Below are 23,327 nucleotides of genomic sequence, written 5' to 3' on the forward strand. Positions count from 1 at the left end.
GCCCGACCAGCGGCGATGCCACGCGGTCCGCCGCCCGTGCGGAGCATCCCGGCACGGCGGGGACCCACCGGGCGCCGCGAGGGCCCTTGGGGGATCGCACACACGCCCGACAAAGCGCTCGGACAATCATATGACCCCTGGTCAGGGCCCGTATCCTGGCCATATGCGATTCCTGAACCCGAAGAACGGCGCGCTCGAAGAGAGTTCTTCGGTGCCCTACGACCTGACCTACGACGATGTGTTCATGGTGCCCGGACGCTCCGCCGTGGGATCCCGCCAGAGCGTGGACCTGGCCTCGCACGACGGCACCGGGACCACCATCCCGCTCGTGGTCGCCAACATGACGGCGATCGCCGGCCGCCGGATGGCCGAGACCGTGGCCCGCCGTGGCGGCCTGGTCGTCATCCCGCAGGACATCCCGCTCGATGTCGTCACCGACGTCGTGACCTGGGTCAAGCGCCGTCATCTGGTCCTGGACACGCCGATCGTGCTGTCCCCGGTCGCGACCGTGGCCGACGCCCTGGCGCTGCTGCCCAAGCGGGCGCACGGCGCGGGCATCGTCGTCGAGAGCGGCCGCCCGGTCGGCGTCGTCACCGAGCACGACCTGGCCGGGGTGGACCGCTTCACCCAGGTGGCCGAGGTCATGTCCAGGGACCTGCTGGTCCTGGACGCGGACATCGACCCGCGGGAAGCCTTCAACCGCCTCGACGCGGCCAACCGCAAGCTCGCGCCCGCGGTCGACGCGGACGGCATGCTGATCGGCATCCTCACCCGTAAGGGCGCGCTCCGCGCCACCCTGTACACCCCCGCCACCGACGCCGACGAGAAGCTGCGGATCGCGGCCGCGGTCGGCATCAACGGCGATGTGGCCGGCCGGGCCAAGGCCCTGCTGGCGGCCGGTGTGGACACCCTCGTCGTGGACACCGCGCACGGTCACCAGGAGTCGATGATCAGCGCGATCAAGGCGGTCCGGGCGCTGGACCCGCAGGTCCCGATCGTGGCGGGCAACATCGTCTCCGCCGAGGGCGTCCGCGATCTGATCGAGGCCGGCGCGGACATCATCAAGGTCGGCGTCGGACCGGGCGCGATGTGCACCACCCGGATGATGACCGGTGTCGGCCGGCCGCAGTTCTCCGCGGTGCTGGAGTGCGCCGCCGAGGCCAAGAAGTTCGGCAAGCACGTCTGGGCCGACGGCGGTATCCGCCACCCCCGCGATGTCGCCATGGCGCTGGCCGCGGGCGCGTCCAACGTCATGATCGGCTCCTGGTTCGCCGGCACCCTCGAATCGCCCGGTGATCTTCAGCACACCGCCGACGGCCGGCCGTACAAGGAGAGCTTCGGGATGGCCTCGGCCCGTGCGGTGCGCAACCGCACGAGCGACGAGTCGGCCTACGACCGGGCCCGCAAGGGGCTCTTCGAGGAGGGCATCTCCACCTCGCGGATGTTCGTCGACCAGGCGCGCCCCGGCGTCGAGGACCTGATCGACTCGATCATCGCGGGCGTCCGCAGCTCCTGCACTTACGCGGGCGCGGCCTCCCTGGCGGAGTTCGCCGAGAAGGCCGTGGTCGGTGTGCAGAGCGCCGCCGGCTACGCCGAGGGCAAGCCGCTGCACGACAGCTGGAACTGACGCGTCACACGGCCGCTCACCGGCCGTCGCCGCCGCCGCTCAACGGCCCCGCACCGACTCGGTGCGGGGCCGTTCGGCTAAGTGGAACCAGGGGCCCCGGTCGGTGCCAGGCAGCGGAACCCGTACGATCGGGACCTGGCGCGCAACGAACGACCGCCCGCCGCGCCGGTGCGCAACGATCGTGCACTGTTGCGCAAAGAACCTGCATTACGGCAGGTCAGCGGCGGGCCGTAAGGTCAAGCGCTGTACGTGGAGTGGCGGAGACCGCCTGCTCGGCGGTCTCCTGCTGCGGTGTGCTCCGGCATGCCCTTGTACCGACCGCTGCCGGTCGCCGTCATCCGTACCCGTCATCTGATCGGCAGCGATAAAGGAGCCACCCCAGTGTTGGAGCACGGCGCAGCCCCGCCCGCAGGGGACAGCGACCCCCGGCCCCCCTCGTCAGGGGGCCTGGCCACTCGGCTGATGCGGCGCAAGCCCGTCGAGCGGCTGGTCGCCGAGGGCGGCAAGGGCGAGGGGGGAACGCTCCGCCGCTCGATGGGCATGTGGCAGCTGACCATGATCAGCATCGGGGCCACGCTCGGCACCGGCATCTTCGTGGTCCTCGGCGAGGCCGTCCCGGACGCCGGGCCCGCGGTCATCCTCGCCTTCGTGATCGCCGGCGTCACCGCCCTGTTCTCCGCACTGTCCTACGCGGAGCTGGCCGGCAGCATCCCGGTCTCCGGATCCTCGTACTCCTACGCCTATGCCACCCTCGGTGAGCTGGTCGCCTGGGTCTGCGGCTGGTGTCTGATCCTGGAGTACGGCGTCTCGGTCGCGGCCGTCGCCGTGGGCTGGGGCGAGTATCTGAACGAGCTGCTCAGCGGCGTCTTCGGCTTCACCATCCCGGACGCGCTGTCCCAGCCGCCCGGTGACGGCGGCGTCTTCAACCTGCCGGCCCTGCTGGTCGTGCTGCTGGCGATGGTGTTCCTGCTGGGCGGCGCCAAGGAGAGCGCCCGCGCCAACACGATCATGGTCGTCGTCAAGATCGCCGCGCTGCTGCTGTTCTGCGGTGTCGCCATCCAGGGCGTGCGGTCCGGCAACTACGCGAACTTCATGCCGATGGGCATGGCGGGCGTCAGTGCCGCGGGCGCGACCCTGTTCTTCTCGTACATCGGCTTCGACGCCGCCTCCACCGCCGGTGAGGAGGCCAAGGACCCGCAGCGCGACCTGCCGCGCGCGATCATGCTCTCGCTGGTGATCGTCACCGCGCTGTACTGCCTGGTCGCGGCGATCGCCGTGGGCGCGATGCCCTGGCAGAAGTTCGAGGGCTCGGAGGCCGCGCTGGCCGGCATCATGAAGGCGGTCACCGGCCAGAGCTGGTGGGCCGTGCTGCTCGCCTTCGGCGCCGTCATCGCCATCGCCAGCGTCGTGCTGACCGTGCTCTACGGCCAGACCCGCATCCTGTTCGCGATGTCCCGGGACGGGCTGGTGCCGAAGGTGTTCTCCAAGGTGCACCCCAAGAGCGGTGCGCCGCGCGTCAACACCATCATCGTCTCGCTGTTCTGCGGGGTGCTCGCCGCGGCGGTGCCGCTGGGCGAGCTGGCCGACGCCACCAGCATCGGCACCCTGTTCGCCTTCGCGCTGGTCAATGTCGCGGTGATCGTGCTGCGCCGCACCCGGCCCGACATGCCGCGCAGCTTCCGCACCCCGCTCTCGCCGCTCTTCCCGGCGATCGGTTTCCTGCTGTGCGTCTACATGATGGGCAGCCTCGGCGCCGTGACCTGGGTGGTCTTCGGTGTCTGGATGGCCGTGGGCCTTGTGGTCTACTTCGGATACGGCATGCGCCGCTCCCGATTGGCCACCGCAGAGAAGTGATCCACCCGCAGTGCGACTGAACGATCTCGACGAACGCATCGTCCACGCCCTCGCCGAGGACGCCCGCCGCAGCTATGCCGACATCGGCCAGGAGGTCGGGCTGTCCGCACCGGCCGTCAAGCGCCGGGTGGACCGGCTGCGGGCGGACGGCGCGATCACCGGATTCACCGTACGGGTCGATCCGGCCGCGCTCGGCTGGGAGACCGAGGGGTTCATCGAGCTCTACTGCCGCCGCAACACCTCGCCCGAGGCGATCCACCGCGGCCTGTCGCGCTACCCGGAAGTGGCGTCCGCCTCCACCGTCACCGGTGAGGCGGACGCCGTCGTCCAGGTCTTCGCCGCCGACATGCGGCACTTCGAACGGGTGCTGGAGCGGATCGCGGGCGAGCCGTTCGTGGAGCGGACCAAGTCCGTGCTGGTGCTCTCCCCGCTGCTGCGGCGCTACAGCTCGGGCGCGCCGGGCTGACCCACCGCGGGGCGGGCTTTCCTTCAGGACCCGCCGCGCCCGGCCCGGGCGCCGGCCCGCAGACCCCACACCACGGCACCTCCCACCACCAGCACCACACCCGCCGCGATCCGGTAGCCCAGCGCCGTGGCGTCGGCGAACGCGGTGACCGTCGTGGCGCCGTGCCCGGTCCCCGCGGCGAAGCGCACGGACAGCACCGTGCCCACCACGGCGATACCCAGCGCCGCGCCCAACTCCCGCGCCGCGCCCTGGAGTCCCGACCCCATCCCGGCGCGGTGGGCCGGTACGGACGCCACGATCGCATGCGACAGCGTCGGCATCGCCAGCCCCGCACCGGCCGCCATCACCAGCAGAAACGCCAGGTAGCAGAGGTAGGGAGTGCGGGCGTCCGCGGTGGCGAGCAGCAGCAGACCGGCCGCGATCAGCGCCAGTCCCGCACCGACCGTCCTGGCCTCGCCGACCCGCCGCACCCAGCGCAGGCCGTACTTCGTCACCGCCATCATCCCGAGGGCCAGGGGCGCGATGGCGCAGCCCGTCTGGAGGGGCGAGTACGCCTTCACGTACTGGAGGAACTGGGCGTTGACGTAGAACAGCGCGAACATCCCGAAGAAGGTGACGGCGATACCGAGGCTCCCGGCGAGCAGCCGCGGCAGCCGGAACAGCCGGGGGTCCAGCACCGGGTGCGCGGCCCGCAGCCCGTGCCGGACGAACAGCGCGAACACCACCAGCGCCAGGGCGAACGCGCCGGTCACCGTGGTCGAGGCCCAGCCCTGCCCCGGGCCCTCGATGATGCCGAAGAGCAGCGCCGCCGCCCCGAGGACCAGCAGTGCCGAGCCCGGCAGATCGAGCGTCGCGGTCTGCCGGGGGATCCGTGGCGCGGCCGTCGCCACCCAGACCAGCAGGGCCAGGGCGAGGGGCACATACGCCCAGAACAGCCCCTGCCACGGCAGGAATTGCAGGATCAGCGCGCCGCCCGCATTGCCCGCCAGCCCGCCGATCCCGACCGCGGTGCTCCAGGCGGCGACGGCCCCCGGCCCGGCGGTCGGGCGGCGCGGTGTGCAGGAGTACGGACATGGTCGCGGGGACCAGGAGCGCGGCGCCCGCGCCCGAGAGGGCCCGGCCCGCCAGCAGCACCGGCAGCGTGGTCGCCGGCGCGCACAGCAGCGCGCCCGCGGCGAACACACCGAGCCCGGTGAGCAGCACCCCCTTGCGGCCCACCCGGTCGCCGAGCGCACCGGCCGGGATCAACAGCCCCGCGAAGACCAGCACATAGGTGTCGACGATCCACAACAGCTGGGCGGGGGAGGGGTGCAGAGCGCTTGCGGCGATCTTGGGTATCGCCAGGTTCATCGCGGCCACCAGCGACTGCGCCACCAGCACACAGGCGCACATCGCGGCCGTCACCGGGCGCCGCCGGGCGAGCCGGCCGGCGGATGCGGGAGGGGAGTCCGGAGGGGAAACGGTGGAGGTCATGACCGGGACGCTAAGGTCCCGTTCAGTTGACCTCAAATGCAAGGGGCGCACTCCATGATTGCGCGAAACGCAAACATCGACCTCAATCTGCTGACGGCGCTGGACGCCCTGCTCGAAGAGCAGAGTGTGACCGCGGCCGCCGACCGGCTCGGCCTCTCCGGACCGGCCATGAGCCGCGCCCTCGGCCGTATCCGCCGCACGATCGGCGACCCCGTCCTGGTGCGCGCCGGGCGCCATATGGTGCCCACCCCGCGCGCCCTGGAAATCAGGGCCGAGGTGCACCGGCTGGTGGAGGCGGCCCACGGCGTCCTGGCCCCGTCCGCGCCCGCCGACCCGGCCCAGCTGGCCCGGGTGTTCACCCTCTACGCCAACGACCTCTTCGTCACCTCCCTCGGGCCGCGCCTGGTCGCCCGGGTCGCCGAGGAAGCGCCGCAGGTCGTGCTGCGCTTCCTCGGCGAGAGCCATATCGATGTGCCGCTGCTGCGGGACGGCGCCGCGGACCTGGAGCTCGGTGTCATCGACAGCCATGAGCCGGAGATCCGGAGGGAGGAGCTGTTCGTCGACCGCAACGTCGCGGTGGTGCGCGCGGGCCACCCGCTGACCGCCGGGAAACTCACCGCGCGCCGCTTCGCCGACGCGGCACACCTCAATTTCTCCCGCCGCGGCCGGCTGACCGGGCCGGTCGACGCGGCGCTCGCCGCCCGCGGACTGCGGCGCAAGGTGATCGCCACCGTCCCGACCTTCGCCGCGTCGCTGATGATGGTCCGCGACAGCGACGCGGTGGGCCTGACCAGCGAGCGGGCCGGGGTGGCGACGGTCCGCGGGCTGGGCCTGCGCACGCTGCCGATCCCGCTCGAACTGCCGCCGCTGGCCATGGAGATGGCCTGGCACCCGCGCCAGGAGGCCGACGCGGGACACCGCTGGCTGCGCGGGCTGGTACGGGAGACGGTCCAGGAGAGCCTGCGGGACGTGCCGCCCGACGGGGTCTGACCTCCGTACCGTGACCGTCCTCGACCGTACCGTCACCGTCCTCGACCGGTGACCGCCAACCTGACCCCCGGGTGCTCAGGAGCGCGCTGACCCGGGCGCTGACCTGCGGCCCGGCGCGCGCCGAGGCGACGGGCGGGCGGCCGCCCGGGGCCGCTGCGGCGCCGGCGCAACGAATCTCCGCACAGTCCCTTGAACGCGCAATGAATCGTCCATCGGCACGCAACGGTGGCGCCTTGTCCCGGATCACCGGCGGCCCGTACCGTCAATGCGTCCACCCGCACCGTCTCGCCGAGGGGTCCCATGACGTCGCTGCACACCGCCCTGCTCCAGAGTTCGGGCCGGCCCGGCGATGTCGCGCACAATCTGCGGGTGATCGAGGACGCGGCCCGCGCTGCGGCGGCCACCGGCGCCGGACTGCTGGCCTGCCCCGAGCTCTTCCTCACCGGCTATGCCATCGGCGGCGACGTCCACCGCCTCGCGGAGACCGCCGACGGCGCCGGCGCGCAGGCCATCGGGAAGATCGCCGCCGAGCACGGCATCGCGGTGCTCTACGGCTACCCCGAGCGCGCCGCGCAGGACGAGCCCGACAGCGCCGCGGTGTACAACTCCGCGCAGCTCATCGGCCCCACGGGCGAGCGCCTCGCGAACTACCGCAAGACCCATCTCTTCGGCTGCTTCGAGCGCGAATGGTTCACCCCGGGGGAGCGGGCCGTCGTCCAGGCCGAGCTGGCCGGGCTCCGGATCGGCGTGATGATCTGCTACGACGTGGAGTTCCCGGAGAACGTCCGGGCCCATGCGCTGGCCGGCACCGATCTGCTGCTGGTGCCCACCGCGCAGATGCACCCCTTCCAGTTCGTCGCCGAGTCCGTCATCCCGGTCCGCGCCTTCGAGAACCAGATGTATGTCGCGTACGTCAACCGGGTCGGCGCGGAGGGCGAGTTCGAGTTCGTCGGCCTCAGCTGCCTGGCCGGCCCGGACGGTGTGGTCCGCACCCGCGCCGGCCGCACCGAGCAGCTGGTCCGGGCCGAGGTCGACGCCGCCTTCCTGAAGCAGTCCCGCGCGGACAACCCCTATCTGCACGACCGCCGGCCCGAGCTGTACGGCCCGCTGACGTGACCTGACCCCCCGCCCCCCGATCCGCCGCAGGCCGGCCCACCCGGCCTGCGCTGCCCTGCCTGCTGTGCCCTGTCTGCAAGGAGCTCGTCCCCGATGACGTCCACGGTGCCCACCGCCGCCCACCACGCGGATGCCCAGCCGCCGATCACCATGTTCGGCCCGGACTTCCCGTACGCCTACGACGACTTCCTCGCCCACCCGGCGGGCCTCGGCCAGATCCCCGCGACCGAGCACGGCAAGGAGGTCGCGGTCATCGGCGGCGGCCTCTCCGGCATCATCACCGCCTACGAGCTGATGAAGATGGGCCTCAAGCCCGTCGTCTACGAGGCGGACCAGATAGGCGGCCGGCTGCGGACCGTCGGCTTCGAGGGCACCCCGGCCGATGCCGCGGGCCTGACCGCCGAGATGGGCGCGATGCGCTTCCCGCCGTCCTCGACGGCGCTCCAGCACTACATCGACCTGGTGGGCCTGACGACCACGCCGTTCCCCAACCCGCTGGCCGCGGACACCCCGTCGACCGTCGTCGACCTCAAGGGCGAGTCGCACTACGCCCGTACCGTCGAGGACCTCCCCGAGGTCTACCACCAGGTCATGAACGCCTGGAACGCCTGCCTGGAGGAGGGCGCGGACTTCTCCGACATGAACCAGGCGATCCGCGAGCGCGACGTCCCGCGCATCCGCGAGATCTGGGCCCGGCTCGTCGAGAAGCTCGACAACCAGACCTTCTACGGCTACCTCTGCGACTCGACGGCCTTCAAGTCCTTCCGCCACCGGGAGATCTTCGGCCAGGTCGGCTTCGGCACCGGCGGCTGGGACACCGACTTCCCCAACTCCATCCTGGAGATCCTGCGGGTCGTCTACACCGAGGCCGACGACCACCACCGCGGCATCGTCGGCGGCAGCCAGCAGCTGCCGCTGCGCCTGTGGGAGCGCGAGCCAGCGAAGATCGTGCACTGGGCGCCGGGCACCTCGCTGTCGTCGCTGCACGACGGTACGCCCCGGCCCGCGGTCACCCGCCTCAACCGCACCGCGGGCAACCGCATCACCGTCACCGATGCCCACGGCGACATCCGCACCTACGAGGCCGCCGTCTTCACCGCGCAGTCCTGGATGCTGCTGAGCAAGATCGCCTGCGACGACTCGCTCTTCCCCATCGACCACTGGACGGCGATGGAGCGCACCCACTACATGGAGTCCAGCAAGCTCTTCGTCCCCGTCGACCGGCCCTTCTGGCTCGACAAGGACGAGGACACCGGCCGGGACGTCATGTCGATGACGCTGACCGACCGGATGACCCGCGGTACCTACCTGCTCGACAACGGCCCGGACGAGCCCGCCGTCATCTGCCTCTCCTACACCTGGTGCGACGACAGCCTCAAGTGGCTGCCGCTGGAGGCGAACGAGCGGATGGAGGTCATGCTGAAGTCGCTCTCGGAGATCTATCCGAAGGTCGACATCCGCAAGCACATCATCGGCAACCCGGTCACCGTCTCCTGGGAGAACGAGCCGTACTTCATGGGCGCCTTCAAGGCGAACCTGCCCGGCCACTACCGCTACCAGCGACGCCTGTTCACGCACTTCATGCAGGACCGCCTCCCCGAGGACAAGCGCGGCCTCTTCCTGGCGGGCGACGACATCTCCTGGACGGCCGGCTGGGCCGAGGGCGCGGTGCAGACCGCGCTGAACGCGGTGTGGGGCGTGATGCACCACTTCGGCGGCACGACGGACGCCACCAACCCGGGCCCGGGCGATGTCTACGACGAGATCGCACCGGTGGAACTGCCGGAGGACTGAGGCGGGTGGCAGGAGTGGGTCACACCGGGTGATCCACTCCTGCGCCTTCGCCGCACCGCGCGGTGCGGGTAGTGGCAGCCTGCCCGCTCGTACCGCCGGAGCGCGGCGCAGCGGCGGCCCGTGCCGGGTTCGGGATCAGCCCGGCAGCGGAGTCAGCAGCATCCGCCCGACCAGGCCCACCCCGGCATCCAGCCGCTCGGTGAGCTCCTCGGTCACATCCGGCAGCCGGCGTACGCTCCACAGCGCCCGGGCCGCGACCCAGGCACCGTCCCTGGCCTTGTCCAGGCTCCACGACCCGATCAGATGCGTCAGCGGATCGGCGACGTCCAGCACATCGGGGCCGGGCATCAGCAGCTCACGGATCCGCTCCTCCAGGCTCGTCAGCACCCCGCCGACCCGGTCGAAGTCGTGCTCCAGCGCCGCCGGTTCACACTCCAGCGCCCGGCAGGTGTCCAATACGGCCAGCGCCAGATCGTGGCCGATGTGGGCGTTGATCCCGGCCAATGCGAACTGGAGCGGACGCACCCCCGGATGGCGGCGGAGCTGGAAGAGCGGCCGCCAGCAGGCCGGCGGCCGCAGTCCGGCGGCCGCGGCCTCCACCGCGTCGAAGTAACGCCGCGCGAAGCGGATGTCCAGCTCGCCGGCGGCCGCCGGATCCTGGAATGTCCCGTCCCCGAGGCGCCCCGCCACCGCTTCGGTGACGGCCAGGTACACCCCGTTGAAGACGGCCACCCCGTCCTCGGCGGGCAGCCCCGCGGCCAGCGCCCGCATCCGGGCCAGCACCTCCGCCACACCGGGCCCCGCGGCGGTCGGGGGACGGGCGGCGGGTCCCCCGGCCGGGTCCGTACGGCCGCCGGGACCGCCGTATTCCTGAATTGTCGTCATCCACTCAGCGTGACAGGGGAATTGCGGATAGTGAGGTGCACCGGTCGCCGATGACCGGAACGGGGTAATCGACGGCGCGCCCGCTGGTGGCCCACCCGCATTCCCCGCGGCTTCGGTTTGTCCAGACGCAAGTCGTTCGACTATGAATCACCTCGGCTCTGTGACGTGCAGGGCGTCGCAGAGTGGAGAGTGATCATGGCCGGCTTCGGGTGGAAACTGCATGGGGACGGGCGCCATCTGAAGCCCGGCGAGGTGGTCAGGCCCGGCGAACGCCTGACCTGGGGGCGGACGATCGCCCTCGGCGCCCAGCACGTGGTGTCGATGATCGGCGCCTGCTTCGTCGCCCCCGTGCTGATGGGCCTGGACCCCAGCCTCGCCCTCATGGCGTCCGGCGTCGCCACCGCGCTCTTCCTGCTGATGACCCGCGGACGCATCCCCAGCTACCTGGGCTCCTCACTCTCCTTCGTGGGCGTCTCCGTCGTGATCGCGGGCCAGGGTGGTGATGCCGGCACCCTGACGGGCGCGATGCTCGTGGTGGGCGCCTGCCTGGCCGGCTGCGGCATCGCCATTCATGTCGTCGGGGCCCGGGTGATCCACGCGGTGCTCCCGCCGACGGTGACCGGCGCGGTCGTGATGCTGATCGGCTTCAACCTCGCCCCCGTCACGGCCTCCACGTACTGGCCGCAGGACCAGTGGACGGCCCTGGCGACGATGATGTTCACCGGACTCGCGCTCGTCGTGCTCCGGGGCTTCTGGTCGCGGATCGCCATTTTCCTGGGCCTGGTCTTCGGCTACGCCCTGTCCTGGATTCTCGACCGCACCGCGGGAAAGATTCATTCCGTCAATGGCGCGGGCAAGCTCACGGACCACTGGCGCATCGACTTCTCCGACGTCGAAAAGGCCGACTGGATCGGCGTTCCCACCTTTCACGCACCGAATTTCTCCGCCTCCGCGATCCTTGTCGCGCTGCCGGTACTCATCGCGCTGATCGCGGAGAACGCCGGCCACATCAAGGCGGTCGGCGCCATGACCGGTGACCCCCTGGACGACAAAATGGGCGTGGCCATCGTCGCCGACGGCACGGCAACCGTCCTGTCGACCGCGGTGGGCGGCCCCGCCACCACCACCTACGCCGAGAACATCGGCGTCATGGCGGCCACCAGGGTCTACTCCACCGCGGCCTACTGGGCGGCGGCCGGCTTCGCCCTGCTCTTCGGCCTGTGCCCGAAGTTCGGCGCGGTGGTGGCGGCGATCCCCGGCGGGGTGCTGGGCGGTATCACCGTCATCCTGTACGGCATGATCGGCCTGCTGGGCGCCCAGATCTGGGTGCGGAACAAGGTGGACTTCTCGGTCCCCCTGAACCTCATTCCCGCCGCGGCCGGGATCATCATCGCCATCGGCGGCGTCTCGCTGAAGTTCACCGAGAACTTCGAGCTGAGCGGCATCGCGCTGGGCACCCTCACCGTCCTCACCGGCTACCACTCCCTGCGCTGGCTCTCCAGGGTGGCGGGCCGGCCCCGCACGCCCCTCCTCGACGCCGGGACCAGTGAGTACGGGGAGCGTGGCGACGGGGACGACTGATGCCTGCTCGAACGTACCGAGAACCGTGCGGTCGGCAGACCGCGTCGCTGGCAGGAGGTCGCGCCGAGCGTTGGCCGAATACCACCGGACAGGCATGAACGGAGTTGTCGTCATCATGACCGGGCGGGTATTCCGGGCACGGACATCCGGAAGCGCCGTGCGAGACCTTCAGAACACCTTCGCCGCGTGCCCGGAGGCCATGAACGGACACATGCTCAAGTGCGGTAGCACGGGAGGGCGCGCTGCGGCGCCCTCCCGCTGCCCAGGGAGGAGACCACCACCGTGCCCGACGACCTCGTGCGCTGGCTGACCGAGCACGCCAGGCCACTGGGGACGCTGACCCCGGGCGCTCCCCACGACGACCTCGAACCCCTGGGCACCACCCTGCGGGACGTGCGGATCGTCGGCCTGGGCGAATCCACCCACGGCACCCGCGAGTTCTTCCGGCTCAAACACCGCATCGTGGAGTTCCTGGTACGCGAGGCGGGCTTCACCACTCTCGCCCTGGAAGCCAGCGCGTCCGCCACCCGCGCCCTGGACGCCTACGTCCGCCACGGCACCGGGGACCCCGCGCGCCTCATCACCCGCCTGGGCTTCTGGACCTGGCGCACCGAGGAGATGCTCGGCCTCGTCCAGTGGCTGCGCACCCACAACCGTGACCTGCCCGAGGACCGGCAGGTGCGCCTCGTCGGCATGGACCCCCAGCGCTGCACCGACTCCCTCGAAGCGCTCGACAGCTTCCTGTACCAAGTGGCCCCTGAACAGGCCCAGGACGTACCCGAACTGGCGCCACTGGCCCGGGCCCACCCCGCCGCACACCCCGACCCGACACAAGCCCTCCTGCACCGCGCCGGAACCCTCGCCGCCTTCCTGGAGCACCACCACACGGAATTCGCCCGGCACACCACACCCGAGACCGCCGACGAAGCCCTGGAACACGCCCGCATCCTCACCCGCGCCGCCGACCTGGTGACCCGCTCGGCCGACCCGCCCTCCGGCGAGAACAGCGTCTTCGCCGCCCGTGACCGCTACATGGCCGACGCCGTGACGCGGCTCCTCGACGACGACCCCGCCGCGCGCGTCATCGTCTGGGCCCACAACGGCCATATCGCCAAGGGAACTTACGGCGACGGAGTACCCGCACTCGGCAGCCGGCTCCGGGACCGCTACGGTGACGACTACTACGCACTGGCCCTGCTCTTCGGCAACGGCACCTTCCTCGCCCGCCGCGGCCACAGCCTGCACGCCCCGCCCCTCCGCACCCGCATCGGCACCGGAACCCGCACCCTCGAAGCCCGCCTCGCGGCCGCCCTCCCCGGCAACTACTACACCGACCTGCGCACCAACGCCCCCTCCCCGCAAGCCACATCATGGCTGCACACCCCGCACGCCCAACGCAGCTTCGGCGCCGGCGTCCCCCGGCTCACCTACCGCTTCCACGTAGCCCCCCTCGTCCCGGCCGACGACTACGACGGCCTCGCCTTCGTCGCCCGCTCCAGCTGCTCCCGCCTCCTGCCGGCGGCGGGGGAGGGCTGAGCGCCGCGGCTCGGGACGGGGGGAGGTGGCGTGCGCAGCAGGGGCAGGCCGCCCCGGCAAGGACGCTCCGGCGGCTCAGGAATCGAGCACGGCGGCGACGGATTCGATCTCTACCAGCTGGTCGTTGTAGCCGAGCACGGTGACCCCCATCAGCGTGCTGGGCACGTCGTGGTCACCGAACGCGTCCCGGACCACCTCCCACGCCGTCACCAGGTCCTCCTGCCGGGTGGAGGCCACGAGAACGCGGGTGCTGATGACGTCGTGCAGTGACGCACCGGCATCCGCCAGAGCAGTCCGCAGGTTCTCCACGGCCTTGGCCGCCTGCCCCGCGACGTCCCCGATCGCCGCAGTGGAGCCGTCCTCGTTCAGCGGACAGGCACCGGCGAGGAAGATCAGCCGCGACTCGGCCGGGGCGGTGGCCGCATAGGCGTACTCGGCGACATCGGACAGGGATGCGGAGCGAATCAAGGTGACGGCGCGTGGCACGGGCATTCCTTTCGCGGTGGATCCGGGGCGCCTATGACCTTCTCAAGGATCGACTTCGCGGTCGACGCAATTTCCGGGGCGGGGAAGGGGCGAGGCGGAGGTGGCGCGATCTCGCAGGGGGAGGGGATGCCACCTGCGAGACCACGTGAGGCCCGGGCGGCCTCCGGCTACTACGGTGCGATGGCTTGGAGCCAGTCCTCGACCGCGACCACATCTGCCCACTGCGGGAACAGCCGCTCGGTGAGGAACTGGTGGACCTCGGGCTCGGTATCGAGGCAGGCATCGGCCAGTACGGTGAGGCCGAAGTCCTGGTCGTTGGCCTGGCACAGGGTGTGCAGCACCACGCCTCTGGTGGCGATGCCGGTGAGAACCAGGCTGTCGATGTCGCGAGCCCGGAGCACCACGTCGAGGTCACTGCCCGAGAACGCGCTCGCCCGCCTTTTGGTGACCACGATGTCGTCCGGCCGGGGCGCCACATCCTCATGGATCGCCGTGCCGGGGGCGCCCTCGGTGAAGAGGCCCTCCTGCACGAGGGAGGTGAGCACCCTGTTGCGAGGGCTGACTTCAGGATTGCCCGGCCGTAAGCCGATGACCACGTAGATCACCGGGATGCCCGCCGCCCGGGCGCCGTCGATGGCTCTGCGCAGGCGCGGCAGATACCCGGAGCCGTCGTCGGCGATGTCGACGATGTCCTGCTGGACGTCCATCACGAGTAGGGCGCTGTTCGCCATGCTTGTCTACCGTCCGTTCTTGATCGGGGACGAGCGTTCTTGATCGGGAACGAGAGTAAGTCTGGGGAGAGCGCCACGCACGGTCTTCCCCCCTCCAGGCATCCCGGCGAACGGGCAAGCTAAGCAGCCGCTTACCATGGCCCCGGCTCGTCGTACGGGCCTCACCCGTCCCGGCAGCACCCTTCGCACCAACAGTGCCGGTCAGCGCGAGAAACCAGGAGCACCCTTCGTGAGCGTCGAACCCCTTCAGGCCAGCACCGCCCCGTACGGCGAACTGGTGCCCGTCACCGTCCACTTCGACGACCTCGACGCGCTCGGCATGCTCCACAACTCCCGCTATCCGCTGCTCGCCGAGCGGGCCTGGGCGGAGTACTGGCACGGCCAGGGCTTCACCTTCGACGGTGACTGGGCCGCCGCGGGCGATATGTGCAATGTCATCAAGGAGATGAAGGTCTCCTATGAGCGCCCGATGACCCGGCCCGGCCGGTACGCGGCGCACCTCTGGGTCGAGCGCCTCGGTCGCACCGGCCTCACCTACGGCTTCCGGCTCTGCTCGGCCGACGGCACCGAGACCTACGCCCAGGGCCACCGGGTGCTCGTCCGCGTCGACGCGCAGACGCTGCGCCCCACCCCGTGGTCCGACCGCGCCCGCGCCATCGCCGGCCGGCTGCTCCGCCAGGAGGCCGGCGAGGGCACGGGCACCGAGACGGGCAGGGAGGCGGAGGCGGCCTGAGTCTCGCCGGGCCGTGGGAGGGCACGGAGACGCTGGCGGTCTGAGCCCCGCCGGGCCTTGGGCGGGCACTCCTGCTCGGGTGCTTCCGCCATCCAACACCCGCGCTCACGACCTCTCCAGATCCCCGGCCACCGCCGGAGCGCTCCCCGACGCCGTACGACTCGGCGCCCCCAGCACCCGCGCGCCCGCCACCAGCCCGCACGCCAGCGTCGTGACCAGCATGAACGACACCGGCAGTGAGGTCGCTTGGGCGAGACCGCCGATCGCGGACGGGGCGACGAGGCCGGAGGTGTAGGTGATCGTGGCGACGCCCGCGATCGCCTGGCTGGGGGCGGGGCCGCTGCGCGCGGCGGCCGCGAAGGCCAGCGGGACCACCACCGCGATCCCGAGGCCCATCAGGCCGAACCCGCCCATCGCCATGGCCGGGTGCCGCGCCACGACGATCAGCAGACCACCGGCCGTCGCCAGTACGCCGCCGGCCCGCACCGTACGCACCGCACCGAACCGGGCCACCACCTTGTCACCGGCCAGCCGGGCGACCGCCATCGTGCAGGCGAAGGCGGTGGTGGAGGCGGCCGCCAGACCCGCGTCGGTGCCCAGCTCGTCGCGGAGGTAGACCGCCGACCAGTCCAGCCCGGCGCCCTCCGCGAACACCGCGCAGAACCCTATGGCCCCGATGATCAGCGCCGACCTCGGCGGCAGCGCGAAGCGCGGCGGCGGGTGTTCCTCGGGGGTGCTGCGCAGATCCAGTACGCCCTGGCAGGCGAGCGCGCCGAGCAGGGTCAAGACGAGGGCGGCGCCGGTCAGATGGAGCCGGGCGTCCCAGCCGGCGTGCGCGGCGACGGTGCCGGCCGCCGAGCCGAGCAGGGCGCCCGCGCTCCACATCCCGTGCAGCCCCGACATGATCGGTTTGCCGAGCCGGTCCTCGGTCTCCACGCCCAGCGCGTTCATCGCGACGTCCGACATCCCGGAGGCCGCGCCGTACATCAGCAGCGCCGGGAACAGTGCGTAGAGGCCGGGGGAGAGGGCGGGCAGGATCAGCGACAGGGTCCACAGGGCGAGCAGGCCGCGCAGCGCGGTGCGGGCGCCGAAGCGGTGGCTGATCCGGCCGGCCAGCGGCATCGCCAGGGACGCGCCGATCGCCGGGAAGGCGAGGGCCAGGCCGAGTTGGCCCGGTGAGATGGCGGCGTGGTCCTGGATCCAGGGGATGCGGGTCGCGAAGTTGCCGGTGACCGAGCCGTGGATGAGGAACACCGCGGCAATGGACCGGCGCGCCCGGCGCAGCTCGGGGTGGGGGAGTGGGGTGGGGCCGTCGGGAACGCTGATGCCAGCCATGCGCGGTAAATTATCAGGAACCCTGCCTGATAATAAGGCGGTTGATCCGGCCGAATGAAAGACTCCCGCCATGCATGCACCGCGCACGGCAGCGGCCGGCCGCACCGCTTCCCCGACCACGGCCCGGCTGATCAACGATCGGCTGGCGCTCCAACTCCTCCAGTCCGAGGGGCCCTTGACGGCAGGTCAGCTCAAGTCACTGACCGGACTGTCCCGGCCAACCGTGGCGGACCTCGTCGAACGTCTCCAGGAGGCCGGGCTGATCGCCGTGGTCGGCGAGAGCGGTGCGCAGCGGCGCGGGCCCAATGCCCGGCTCTACGGGATCGTCGCCGACCGGGCCCATCTCGTCGGCCTCGATCTGCGGACGCACAGCATCACCGTCGCGGTCGCCGACCTCCTCGGCCGGGTGCGCACCGAACACACCGTCGCCATCGGCCCGGACGGTTCCCCCGACACGGCCGTCGCCACCGCCCTCGCCGCCGTGGAGAAGGCACTCGCCACGGCGGGCGCACCCGCGCCGCACACCATCGCCGTCGGCGCGCCCGGCCTGGTCGACCCCGCCACCGGGCGACTCGCCGACACCGACTGGGCCTCGTCCTGGCACGCCGGGCTGGTCGCCGCGCTGCGCGCACGCACGGGCGTCGCGGTCCTGCTGGAGAACGAGGTCAATCTCGCCGCCATCGCGGAGCAGCGCGACGGCGCGGCCCGCGACCGCGACACCTTCGTCCTGCTCTGGCTCGGCCACGGCACCGGCGCCGCCGTGGTCCTGGACGGCGCGCTACGGCGCGGCGCCTCGGGCGGCACCGGCGAGATCGGCTTCCTGCCGGTCCCCGGCACCGGCGCCCTACCCTCCGCGAGCGGCTGCGACGGCGGCTTCCACTCCCTGGCCGGCTCCGCCGCGATCTGCACCCTCGCGGCGGAACACGGTGTGTCGCCCGGGGGCGTCACTGGGGCGGTGGATGGGACGTATGAGCCGTCGGCCGAGGGCGCCACGGGGGTGGCGGATGGGGCGTACGAGCCGTCGTCCGAGACTGCCGCCGGGCCGGACGGGGCGAACGAGCCATCGTCCGGCGCCGAGGCCGCCGGGCCCACCGAGGGCCCGCCCGCCGAGTCCCTCGTCCGGTCCGCCGTGGCCGCCGGCGACGCCGGTGCCGCCTTCCTCGACGCGCTGGCCGCACGGATCGCCCTCGGCGTGGCGGCCGTGTGCGCCGTACTCGACCCCGGGTGTGTCGTGCTCGGCGGTGAGGTCGGCCGCGGCGGCGGCACCGAGCTCGCCGACCGGGTCACCGGCCATCTGGCCCGGCTCTCCCCGCTGCGTACCGAAGTACGCGCGGGGGCGGTGGGCGGACGGGCGGTACTCCTCGGCGCGGTGCTCGCCGCACGGGACGCCGCACAGAACGACCTGTTCGGAGCCGCGGGCCCGGAGGCGGCTCCCCGTCCCTGAGGTAACCCGTCCGGGGGGTGGGAACAGATCCCGTAGGGGATACGGGCGCCCCTTGCGGGCCACAACGTGCCGGGGGGCGGGGGGTATTCCCGATGAGGGCCGGGGCAGAGGGTATTCCTGAGGAGTGGCAAGGGCCTGGGCGTTCCCGACGAGTGCCGGGCCGACGTTCCCTGACGAGCGTCGGGGCCGGGATTCCCGACGACTGCCGGGACGGGAGGGGATTTCCCGCCGGCCGCCGACACGTGAACGGGCCGGTCTCAGCCGCCTATCAGTTCGCTCCCACCCGCTCCGACAGAAACTCCGCATAAGTCCGCCGGCCCTCCGCATGTTCCGGTGTCAGGTTTCCGCCGCGGCGCAGTGCGGCGGTGGTGGGGCCCGGTAGCCACAGGGGGAGCAGGAGGCGGCGTCGTCCGCCGGCCTCCAGCGTGGACCGTACGAGGTCGCGGGCGGTCAGTACCTCGGGGCCGCCCAGGTCGGGGACCCGGCCGGCCGGTGGGGCGGCCGCCAACTCGGCGAGGCGGGCGGCCACTTCGCGTACGTCGACCGGCTGGACCCGTACCCCGGCCGGTACCGGCAGCACCGGAGACCGGGCGCCCGCCTTGATCAGCTGGAGCACTAGATCGTGGAACTGCGTGGTGCGCAGCACCGTCCAGCCGATGCCGGAGTCCTCGATCAGCCGCTCCACGGCGAGCTTGGTGCGGTAGTAGCCGAGCGGCACCCGGTCCACCCCGACGATCGAGATGTACACCAGGTGCGGGACGCCCGCCGCCTTCGCCGCCTGGACGAGCCGGCCGGCCGCCTCCATGTCGCCGCCGGCCGGTGCCGAGGCGCAGTGCACGACCGTGTCCACACCCGCCAGCGCCTCGGGCAGCCCCGTGCCGTCGCGCAGATCGACCGCGTACGACCGTGGCCGGGGCCGCTCCATGCCGGTGTGCGGCCGCCGGCTCAGTGACCGGACGTCATGGCCGTCGTCGAGCAGCCGGTGCACCAGGGGCCGCCCGAGTGTGCCCGTGCCGCCGGTCACCAGAATTGTCGCCATCGCGGATCAGTCCTTGAGAGGAGAAGGGACGGGTGCGTCCCCGCTATGACGCCCTACGCGCGCCGGGTGTGACACGGACGGCGCGCCGGGGGCTGTGAGGCAGCCCACAGGGCTTCGCCCGCATGGGCCACGACGCGGCGTGGCAGACTGAAGCTGTACTGACATAAAAGCAGCAGCGCACTCCGGGGTCGGTGTAATTCCGAACCGGCGGTAACAGTCCGCGACCCGTCCGCAGCCAGCGGCCGGTTGAGCAGGTGAAATTCCTGCACCGACGGTGAAAGTCCGGATGGGAGGCAGTGCGCGGCGGGCGAGCTTCGGTACACCGCCGTCGGCGGCGCGTCCGGGTATTTTCCCGGACGGTCCGTGTATTTCCGGCCGCGGTGTTTCCGTGGCGTCGTTTCCGCTTCTGTCGTCCAGACAGCCCCGGAGTCCGTGCCCTGAGAGGCAGGAGGACCCGGTGGCCACCGCAGCCCCCGTCGAGATCGCGGCGATGCGCCGAGCCATTGAGCTCGCCGCGCGCGGGCTCGGGCACACCAGCCCCAACCCCGTGGTCGGCTGCGTCGTCCTCGACTCCGCCGGCCGCACGGCGGGCGAGGGCTGGCATCAGCGGGCCGGCGGGCCGCACGCCGAGATCCATGCGCTGCGTGCCGCCGGTGAACGCGCCCGGGGCGGCACCGCACTGGTCACCCTCGAACCCTGCAACCACACCGGCCGCACCGGCCCCTGCGCCCAGGCGCTGATCGACGCCGGGATCGCCCGCGTCGTCTACGCCGTCTCCGACCCCGACCCGACCGCCACCGGCGGCGCGGTCACCCTGGCCGAGGCCGGGATCGACATCGAGGGCGGGCTGCTCGCCGACGAGGCCGCCGCCGGCAACGAAGCCTGGCTGACCTCGGTGCTGCGCCGCCGCCCCTTCGTGCTGTGGAAGTACGCCGCGACCCTCGACGGCCGGATCGCCGCCGCGGACGGCACCAGCCGCTGGATCAGCTCGCCCCAGTCGCGCGCCGATGTGCACCGGCTGCGCGCCGCCGCGGACGCCGTGATCGTCGGCTCCGGCACCGCCCGCGCCGACGACCCGCAGCTCGGCGCCCGGATCAGCGGTTTGTCCGACGACGAGGTCAGCCAGCCGCTGCGGGTCGTCGTCGACTCCGGCGCCACCGCCGTCAAGGCGGGCGCCCGCGTCCTGGACGGCACTGCGCCCACCCTCATCGCGGTCGCCGAGGACGCCGACGCCGGCCACCTCGACGGCCTCGCCCCGATCGTCCGGCTGCCGCGCGCCGCCGACGGGCGCGGACTGCACATCCCGGCACTGCTCCAGGCCCTGTACGAGCGCGAGGTGCGCTCCGTACTGCTCGAAGGGGGCCCCACGCTCGCCGGTGCCTTCCTCGCCGCCCAGGCCGTCGACAAGGTCGTCGGCTACCTCGCGCCGGTACTGCTCGGCGCCGGACCGGCCGCCGTCGGCGACGCCGGAATCACCACCATCGCCCAGGCGTTGCGGCTCGACGTGACCGAGAGCGAACGGCTCGGACCCGACCTGCGCATCACCGCCACCCCCATCCGCCACGCGCTCCACGAGGAGAACTGAAGTGTTCACCGGAATCGTCGAAGAACTGGGTGCGGTCGTCGCCGTCGAGAACCTCGGTGACGCCTCCCGCTTCCGGCTCCGCGGCCCCGTCGTCACCGAGGACGCCAAGCACGGTGACTCGATCGCCGTCAACGGTGTCTGTCTGACCGTCGTGGACACCGCCGACGGTGAGTTCACCGCCGATGTGATGGCCGAGACCCTGAACCGCTCCAGCCTCGGCGCGCTGGCCGCCGGCTCGCGGGTCAACCTGGAGCGCCCGATGGCGCTCGGCGGGCGGCTCGGCGGGCACCTCGTCCAGGGCCATGTCGACGGCACCGGCACGATCCTCGAACGCACCCCCGGCGAACACTGGGAGATCGTCAAGATCGCGCTGCCGGCCGCGCTGTCCCGCTATGTCGTCGAGAAGGGCTCCATCACCGTCGACGGTGTCAGCCTCACCGTCGTCGACGCGGCGGACGACTACTTCACCATCAGCCTCATTCCCACCACCCTCGCCCTGACGACGCTGGGCCTCAAGAAGACCGGCGACCCCGTCAACCTCGAGGTCGATGTCCTCGCCAAGTACGTCGAGCGACTGCTCGGGCGGGGCGCCGGCACCGGCGCGGACCTCAGGGACCTCGAGGAGATCAAGGAGATGGACCGGTGAGCGTCCTCGACACGCTGAACGGCGAGGCCTTCACGGCCTTCGGGCAGCACGTCATCTGGTCGGACATGATCGGCAACACCATCGGTCTGGCCGCGCTGGCGCTCGGCTGGCGGCGCTCCATCTGGACCTGGCCCGCCCAGCTCCTCTCCGGTGTCATCCTCGTCGCCGCCTACGCGTCCGCCCATCTCAGCGGCGGCGTCGGCAAGCAACTCCTCGTCATCGGCGTGGCGTTGTGGGGCTGGCGGCAGTGGCAGCGCGGCCGGCAGCAGGCCCAGGACGGCTCCATCGCCGTGCGCTTCGCCGGCTGGCGCGAGCGCGGCCTGCTGCTCGGCGGCACCGCCGCCGGCACCGCGGCCGTCGGCACCCTCTTCACCCTGATCCCGCAGCTGTCCTGGAACCCCTGGCCGGACGCCTACATCTTCGTCGGCACGCTCGCCGCGATGGTCGCCCAGGCCCGTGGACTGGTCGAGTTCTGGTTCGCCTGGCTGCTGGTCGACGTCGTCGGCGTCCCGCTCGCCTTCAGCAGCGGGCTCGCCTTCTCCGGCCTTGTCTACGTCGTCTATCTCGCCCTCGTCGTGTGGGGCATGCGCGACTGGTGGCTGCGCACCCGCGTCGCCGATCGCACCGTCCTGGAAGGAGCAGCGGCATGACCGCACTACAGAGCTGGTACGACGAGGACGCCGCGGCCCTGGCGCTGGACCCCGTCGCGCAGGCCATCGCCGATATCGCCGCCGGCCGCCCCGTGGTCGTCGTGGACGACGAGAACCGCGAGAACGAGGGCGACCTCGTCATCGCCGCGGAGAAGGCCACCCCCGAGATCATCGCGTTCATGATGAGCGAGTGCCGCGGACTGATCTGCGCCCCCATGGAGGGCCCGGAGCTGGACCGGCTGGAACTCCCGCAGATGGTCGAGCACAACACCGAGTCGATGCGGACCGCCTTCACCGTCTCCGTCGACGCCACCGCGGCGCACGGCGTGACCACCGGCATCTCCGCCGCCGACCGCGCCACCACCCTGCGGCTGCTCGCCGCCGGGGAATCGACCGCCGGGGACTTCGTCCGGCCCGGCCACATCTTCCCGCTGCGCGCCCGGCCCGGCGGCGTGCTGGTCCGCAACGGCCACACCGAAGCCGGCGTCGACCTCGCCCGGCTGGCCGGACTGCGCCCGGCCGCCGCCATCGTGGAGATCGCCGGTGAGGACGGCACGATGCTGCGGCTGCCCGAGCTGGTGCCGTTCGCCCGTAAGCACGGACTGTCGATCATCTCCATCGAGGACCTGATCGCCTACCGGCAGTCGTCCGAGCCCACTGTCCGCCGCGAGGCCGAGACCCGGCTGCCCACCGCCCACGGCGAGTTCACCGCCTACGGCTACCGCTCCACCGTCGACGGCGTCGAACACATCGCGCTGGTCGCCGGGGAGCTCGGCGACGGCGAGGACGTCCTGGTCAGGGTGCACTCCGAGTGCCTGACCGGCGATATCTTCCACTCGCTGCGCTGCGACTGCGGCCCCCAGCTGGAGGCGTCGCAGCGGCGGATCGCCGAGGCCGGACGCGGTGTGGTGATCTACCTCCGCGGCCACGAGGGACGCGGTATCGGGCTGCTGTCCAAGCTGCGCGCCTACGAACTCCAGGAGCGTGGCCGCGACACCCTCGACGCCAACCTCGAACTGGGGCTGCCCGCCGACTCCCGCGACTACGCGGCCGGCGCCCAGATGCTCCAGGACCTCGGAGTGCGCTCGGTGCGCCTGATGACCAACAACCCCGAGAAGACCGCCGCCCTGGTGCGGCACGGCCTGCGGGTCTCCGGCCGGGAGGCGATGCCCGTCCAGGCCGGGGAACACAATCTGCGCTACCTGCGCACCAAGCGGGACCGTATGGGGCACGACCTGCCCTGGCTGGACCCCGGCGCCACCGGAGCGGCCCACGCCGCGCCCGCTTCCGCCACCACCTGCGACAACCAATAACCACCCGGCACCACGTCACCACCAACCGGCACCATCACCCGAA

At 72.0% G+C, this 23,327-nt stretch carries 20 protein-coding genes, 1 pseudogene and 1 riboswitch; of the genes and pseudogenes, 14 read left to right on the plus strand and 7 right to left on the minus strand.

Translation table 11 applies throughout. The annotated features are described in order from the left end of the window. Positions 1-163 precede the first annotated feature (163 nt). From AC3EUV_RS13975 to AC3EUV_RS13985, 3 genes are all read left to right on the plus strand, one after another. A complete protein-coding gene (locus AC3EUV_RS13975) occupies positions 164-1,627 on the plus strand; it encodes a GuaB1 family IMP dehydrogenase-related protein (RefSeq protein WP_432141855.1) in 1,464 nt (487 codons plus the stop codon). 381 nt (positions 1,628-2,008) lie between these two features. Further along, a complete protein-coding gene (locus AC3EUV_RS13980; protein WP_432141957.1) occupies positions 2,009-3,481 on the plus strand; it encodes an amino acid permease in 1,473 nt (490 codons plus the stop codon). Between the two features lie 10 nt (positions 3,482-3,491). Next, positions 3,492-3,947 (plus strand): Lrp/AsnC family transcriptional regulator, encoded by a 456-nt coding sequence (locus AC3EUV_RS13985; RefSeq protein WP_432141856.1) that lies wholly within the window; start codon positions 3,492-3,494, stop codon positions 3,945-3,947. Positions 3,948-3,970: 23 nt separating this feature from the next. On the opposite strand, the gene AC3EUV_RS13990 is transcribed toward AC3EUV_RS13985, so the two are convergent. Further along, complete coding sequence (locus tag AC3EUV_RS13990; RefSeq protein ID WP_435603012.1) at positions 3,971-5,131, minus strand: MFS transporter; 1,161 nt, start codon at positions 5,129-5,131, stop codon at positions 3,971-3,973. After that, positions 5,040-5,420 (minus strand): annotated as a pseudogene (locus AC3EUV_RS13995) (MFS transporter); the annotation flags it as partial. The gene AC3EUV_RS13990 and the pseudogene AC3EUV_RS13995, both read right to left, overlap by 92 nt. 54 nt (positions 5,421-5,474) lie before the next feature. Between AC3EUV_RS13995 and AC3EUV_RS14000 the strand changes: the two are divergent. From AC3EUV_RS14000 to AC3EUV_RS14010, 3 genes are all read left to right on the plus strand, one after another. Beyond that, entirely contained in the window at positions 5,475-6,410 is a 936-nt protein-coding gene (locus AC3EUV_RS14000) for a LysR family transcriptional regulator (protein ID WP_432141858.1), read from the plus strand. 300 nt (positions 6,411-6,710) lie between these two features. Then, positions 6,711-7,526 (plus strand): carbon-nitrogen hydrolase family protein, encoded by an 816-nt coding sequence (locus tag AC3EUV_RS14005; protein ID WP_432141859.1) that lies wholly within the window; start codon positions 6,711-6,713, stop codon positions 7,524-7,526. Positions 7,527-7,619: 93 nt separating this feature from the next. Further along, positions 7,620-9,320 carry a flavin monoamine oxidase family protein gene (locus tag AC3EUV_RS14010; protein ID WP_432141860.1) on the plus strand — a complete coding sequence of 567 codons (1,701 nt, stop codon included), beginning with the start codon at positions 7,620-7,622 and terminating at the stop codon, positions 9,318-9,320. 135 nt (positions 9,321-9,455) lie between these two features. On the opposite strand, the gene AC3EUV_RS14015 is transcribed toward AC3EUV_RS14010, so the two are convergent. Continuing rightward, positions 9,456-10,205 carry a DUF5995 family protein gene (locus AC3EUV_RS14015; RefSeq protein ID WP_432141861.1) on the minus strand — a complete coding sequence of 250 codons (750 nt, stop codon included), beginning with the start codon at positions 10,203-10,205 and terminating at the stop codon, positions 9,456-9,458. Positions 10,206-10,400: 195 nt separating this feature from the next. On the opposite strand from AC3EUV_RS14015, the gene AC3EUV_RS14020 reads away from it, so the two are divergent. Both AC3EUV_RS14020 and AC3EUV_RS14025 read left to right on the plus strand, forming a co-directional pair. After that, positions 10,401-11,786 (plus strand): uracil-xanthine permease family protein, encoded by a 1,386-nt coding sequence (locus tag AC3EUV_RS14020; protein WP_435603013.1) that lies wholly within the window; start codon positions 10,401-10,403, stop codon positions 11,784-11,786. A gap of 282 nt (positions 11,787-12,068) precedes the next feature. Further along, positions 12,069-13,322 (plus strand): erythromycin esterase family protein, encoded by a 1,254-nt coding sequence (locus tag AC3EUV_RS14025; RefSeq protein WP_435603014.1) that lies wholly within the window; start codon positions 12,069-12,071, stop codon positions 13,320-13,322. Positions 13,323-13,397: 75 nt separating this feature from the next. Here the strand turns inward: AC3EUV_RS14025 and AC3EUV_RS14030 are convergent, their stop codons facing one another. Beyond that, entirely contained in the window at positions 13,398-13,808 is a 411-nt protein-coding gene (locus AC3EUV_RS14030; protein WP_235464658.1) for a RidA family protein, read from the minus strand. 170 nt (positions 13,809-13,978) lie between these two features. Further along, positions 13,979-14,539 (minus strand): cysteine hydrolase family protein, encoded by a 561-nt coding sequence (locus tag AC3EUV_RS14035; protein ID WP_432141864.1) that lies wholly within the window; start codon positions 14,537-14,539, stop codon positions 13,979-13,981. Between the two features lie 229 nt (positions 14,540-14,768). Here AC3EUV_RS14035 and AC3EUV_RS14040 point away from each other — a divergent pair, with 229 nt between their 5' ends. Next, positions 14,769-15,272, plus strand: a complete 504-nt coding sequence (locus tag AC3EUV_RS14040) for an acyl-CoA thioesterase (RefSeq protein WP_432141865.1) — start codon at positions 14,769-14,771, stop codon at positions 15,270-15,272. Positions 15,273-15,377: 105 nt separating this feature from the next. Here AC3EUV_RS14040 and AC3EUV_RS14045 read toward each other — a convergent pair whose 3' ends face one another. Continuing rightward, positions 15,378-16,607 (minus strand): MFS transporter, encoded by a 1,230-nt coding sequence (locus AC3EUV_RS14045; RefSeq protein WP_435603015.1) that lies wholly within the window; start codon positions 16,605-16,607, stop codon positions 15,378-15,380. Between the two features lie 70 nt (positions 16,608-16,677). Between AC3EUV_RS14045 and AC3EUV_RS14050 the strand changes: the two genes are divergently transcribed. Beyond that, entirely contained in the window at positions 16,678-18,051 is a 1,374-nt protein-coding gene (locus AC3EUV_RS14050; RefSeq protein WP_432141867.1) for an ROK family transcriptional regulator, read from the plus strand. 268 nt (positions 18,052-18,319) lie between these two features. On the opposite strand, the gene AC3EUV_RS14055 is transcribed toward AC3EUV_RS14050, so the two are convergent. Continuing rightward, positions 18,320-19,090, minus strand: a complete 771-nt coding sequence (locus tag AC3EUV_RS14055; RefSeq protein WP_432141868.1) for an SDR family oxidoreductase — start codon at positions 19,088-19,090, stop codon at positions 18,320-18,322. Between the two features lie 173 nt (positions 19,091-19,263). Further along, positions 19,264-19,394, plus strand: a riboswitch (FMN riboswitch). Between the two features lie 153 nt (positions 19,395-19,547). Here AC3EUV_RS14055 and ribD point away from each other — a divergent pair. Genes ribD through AC3EUV_RS14075 form a run of 4 tightly spaced genes read left to right on the plus strand, consistent with a single transcriptional unit; the run spans position 19,548 to position 23,284 of the window. Further along, positions 19,548-20,675, plus strand: coding sequence for a bifunctional diaminohydroxyphosphoribosylaminopyrimidine deaminase/5-amino-6-(5-phosphoribosylamino)uracil reductase RibD (gene ribD / locus AC3EUV_RS14060; RefSeq protein WP_432141869.1), 1,128 nt, complete (start codon positions 19,548-19,550; stop codon positions 20,673-20,675). Position 20,676: 1 nt separating this feature from the next. Further along, the gene (locus AC3EUV_RS14065) at positions 20,677-21,321 is read left to right on the plus strand and encodes a riboflavin synthase (RefSeq protein ID WP_432141870.1); all 645 of its coding nucleotides are present in this window, start codon (positions 20,677-20,679) and stop codon (positions 21,319-21,321) included. Then, positions 21,318-21,971, plus strand: coding sequence for a nicotinamide mononucleotide transporter family protein (locus AC3EUV_RS14070; protein WP_387242908.1), 654 nt, complete (start codon positions 21,318-21,320; stop codon positions 21,969-21,971). The genes AC3EUV_RS14065 and AC3EUV_RS14070 overlap by 4 nt, the downstream gene beginning before the upstream one ends. After that, positions 21,968-23,284, plus strand: a complete 1,317-nt coding sequence (locus tag AC3EUV_RS14075; protein ID WP_432141871.1) for a bifunctional 3,4-dihydroxy-2-butanone-4-phosphate synthase/GTP cyclohydrolase II — start codon at positions 21,968-21,970, stop codon at positions 23,282-23,284. Before AC3EUV_RS14070 ends, AC3EUV_RS14075 begins: the two co-directional genes overlap by 4 nt. Positions 23,285-23,327: the final 43 nt, after the last annotated feature.

This window comes from Streptomyces sp. bgisy130, from assembly GCF_057708345.1.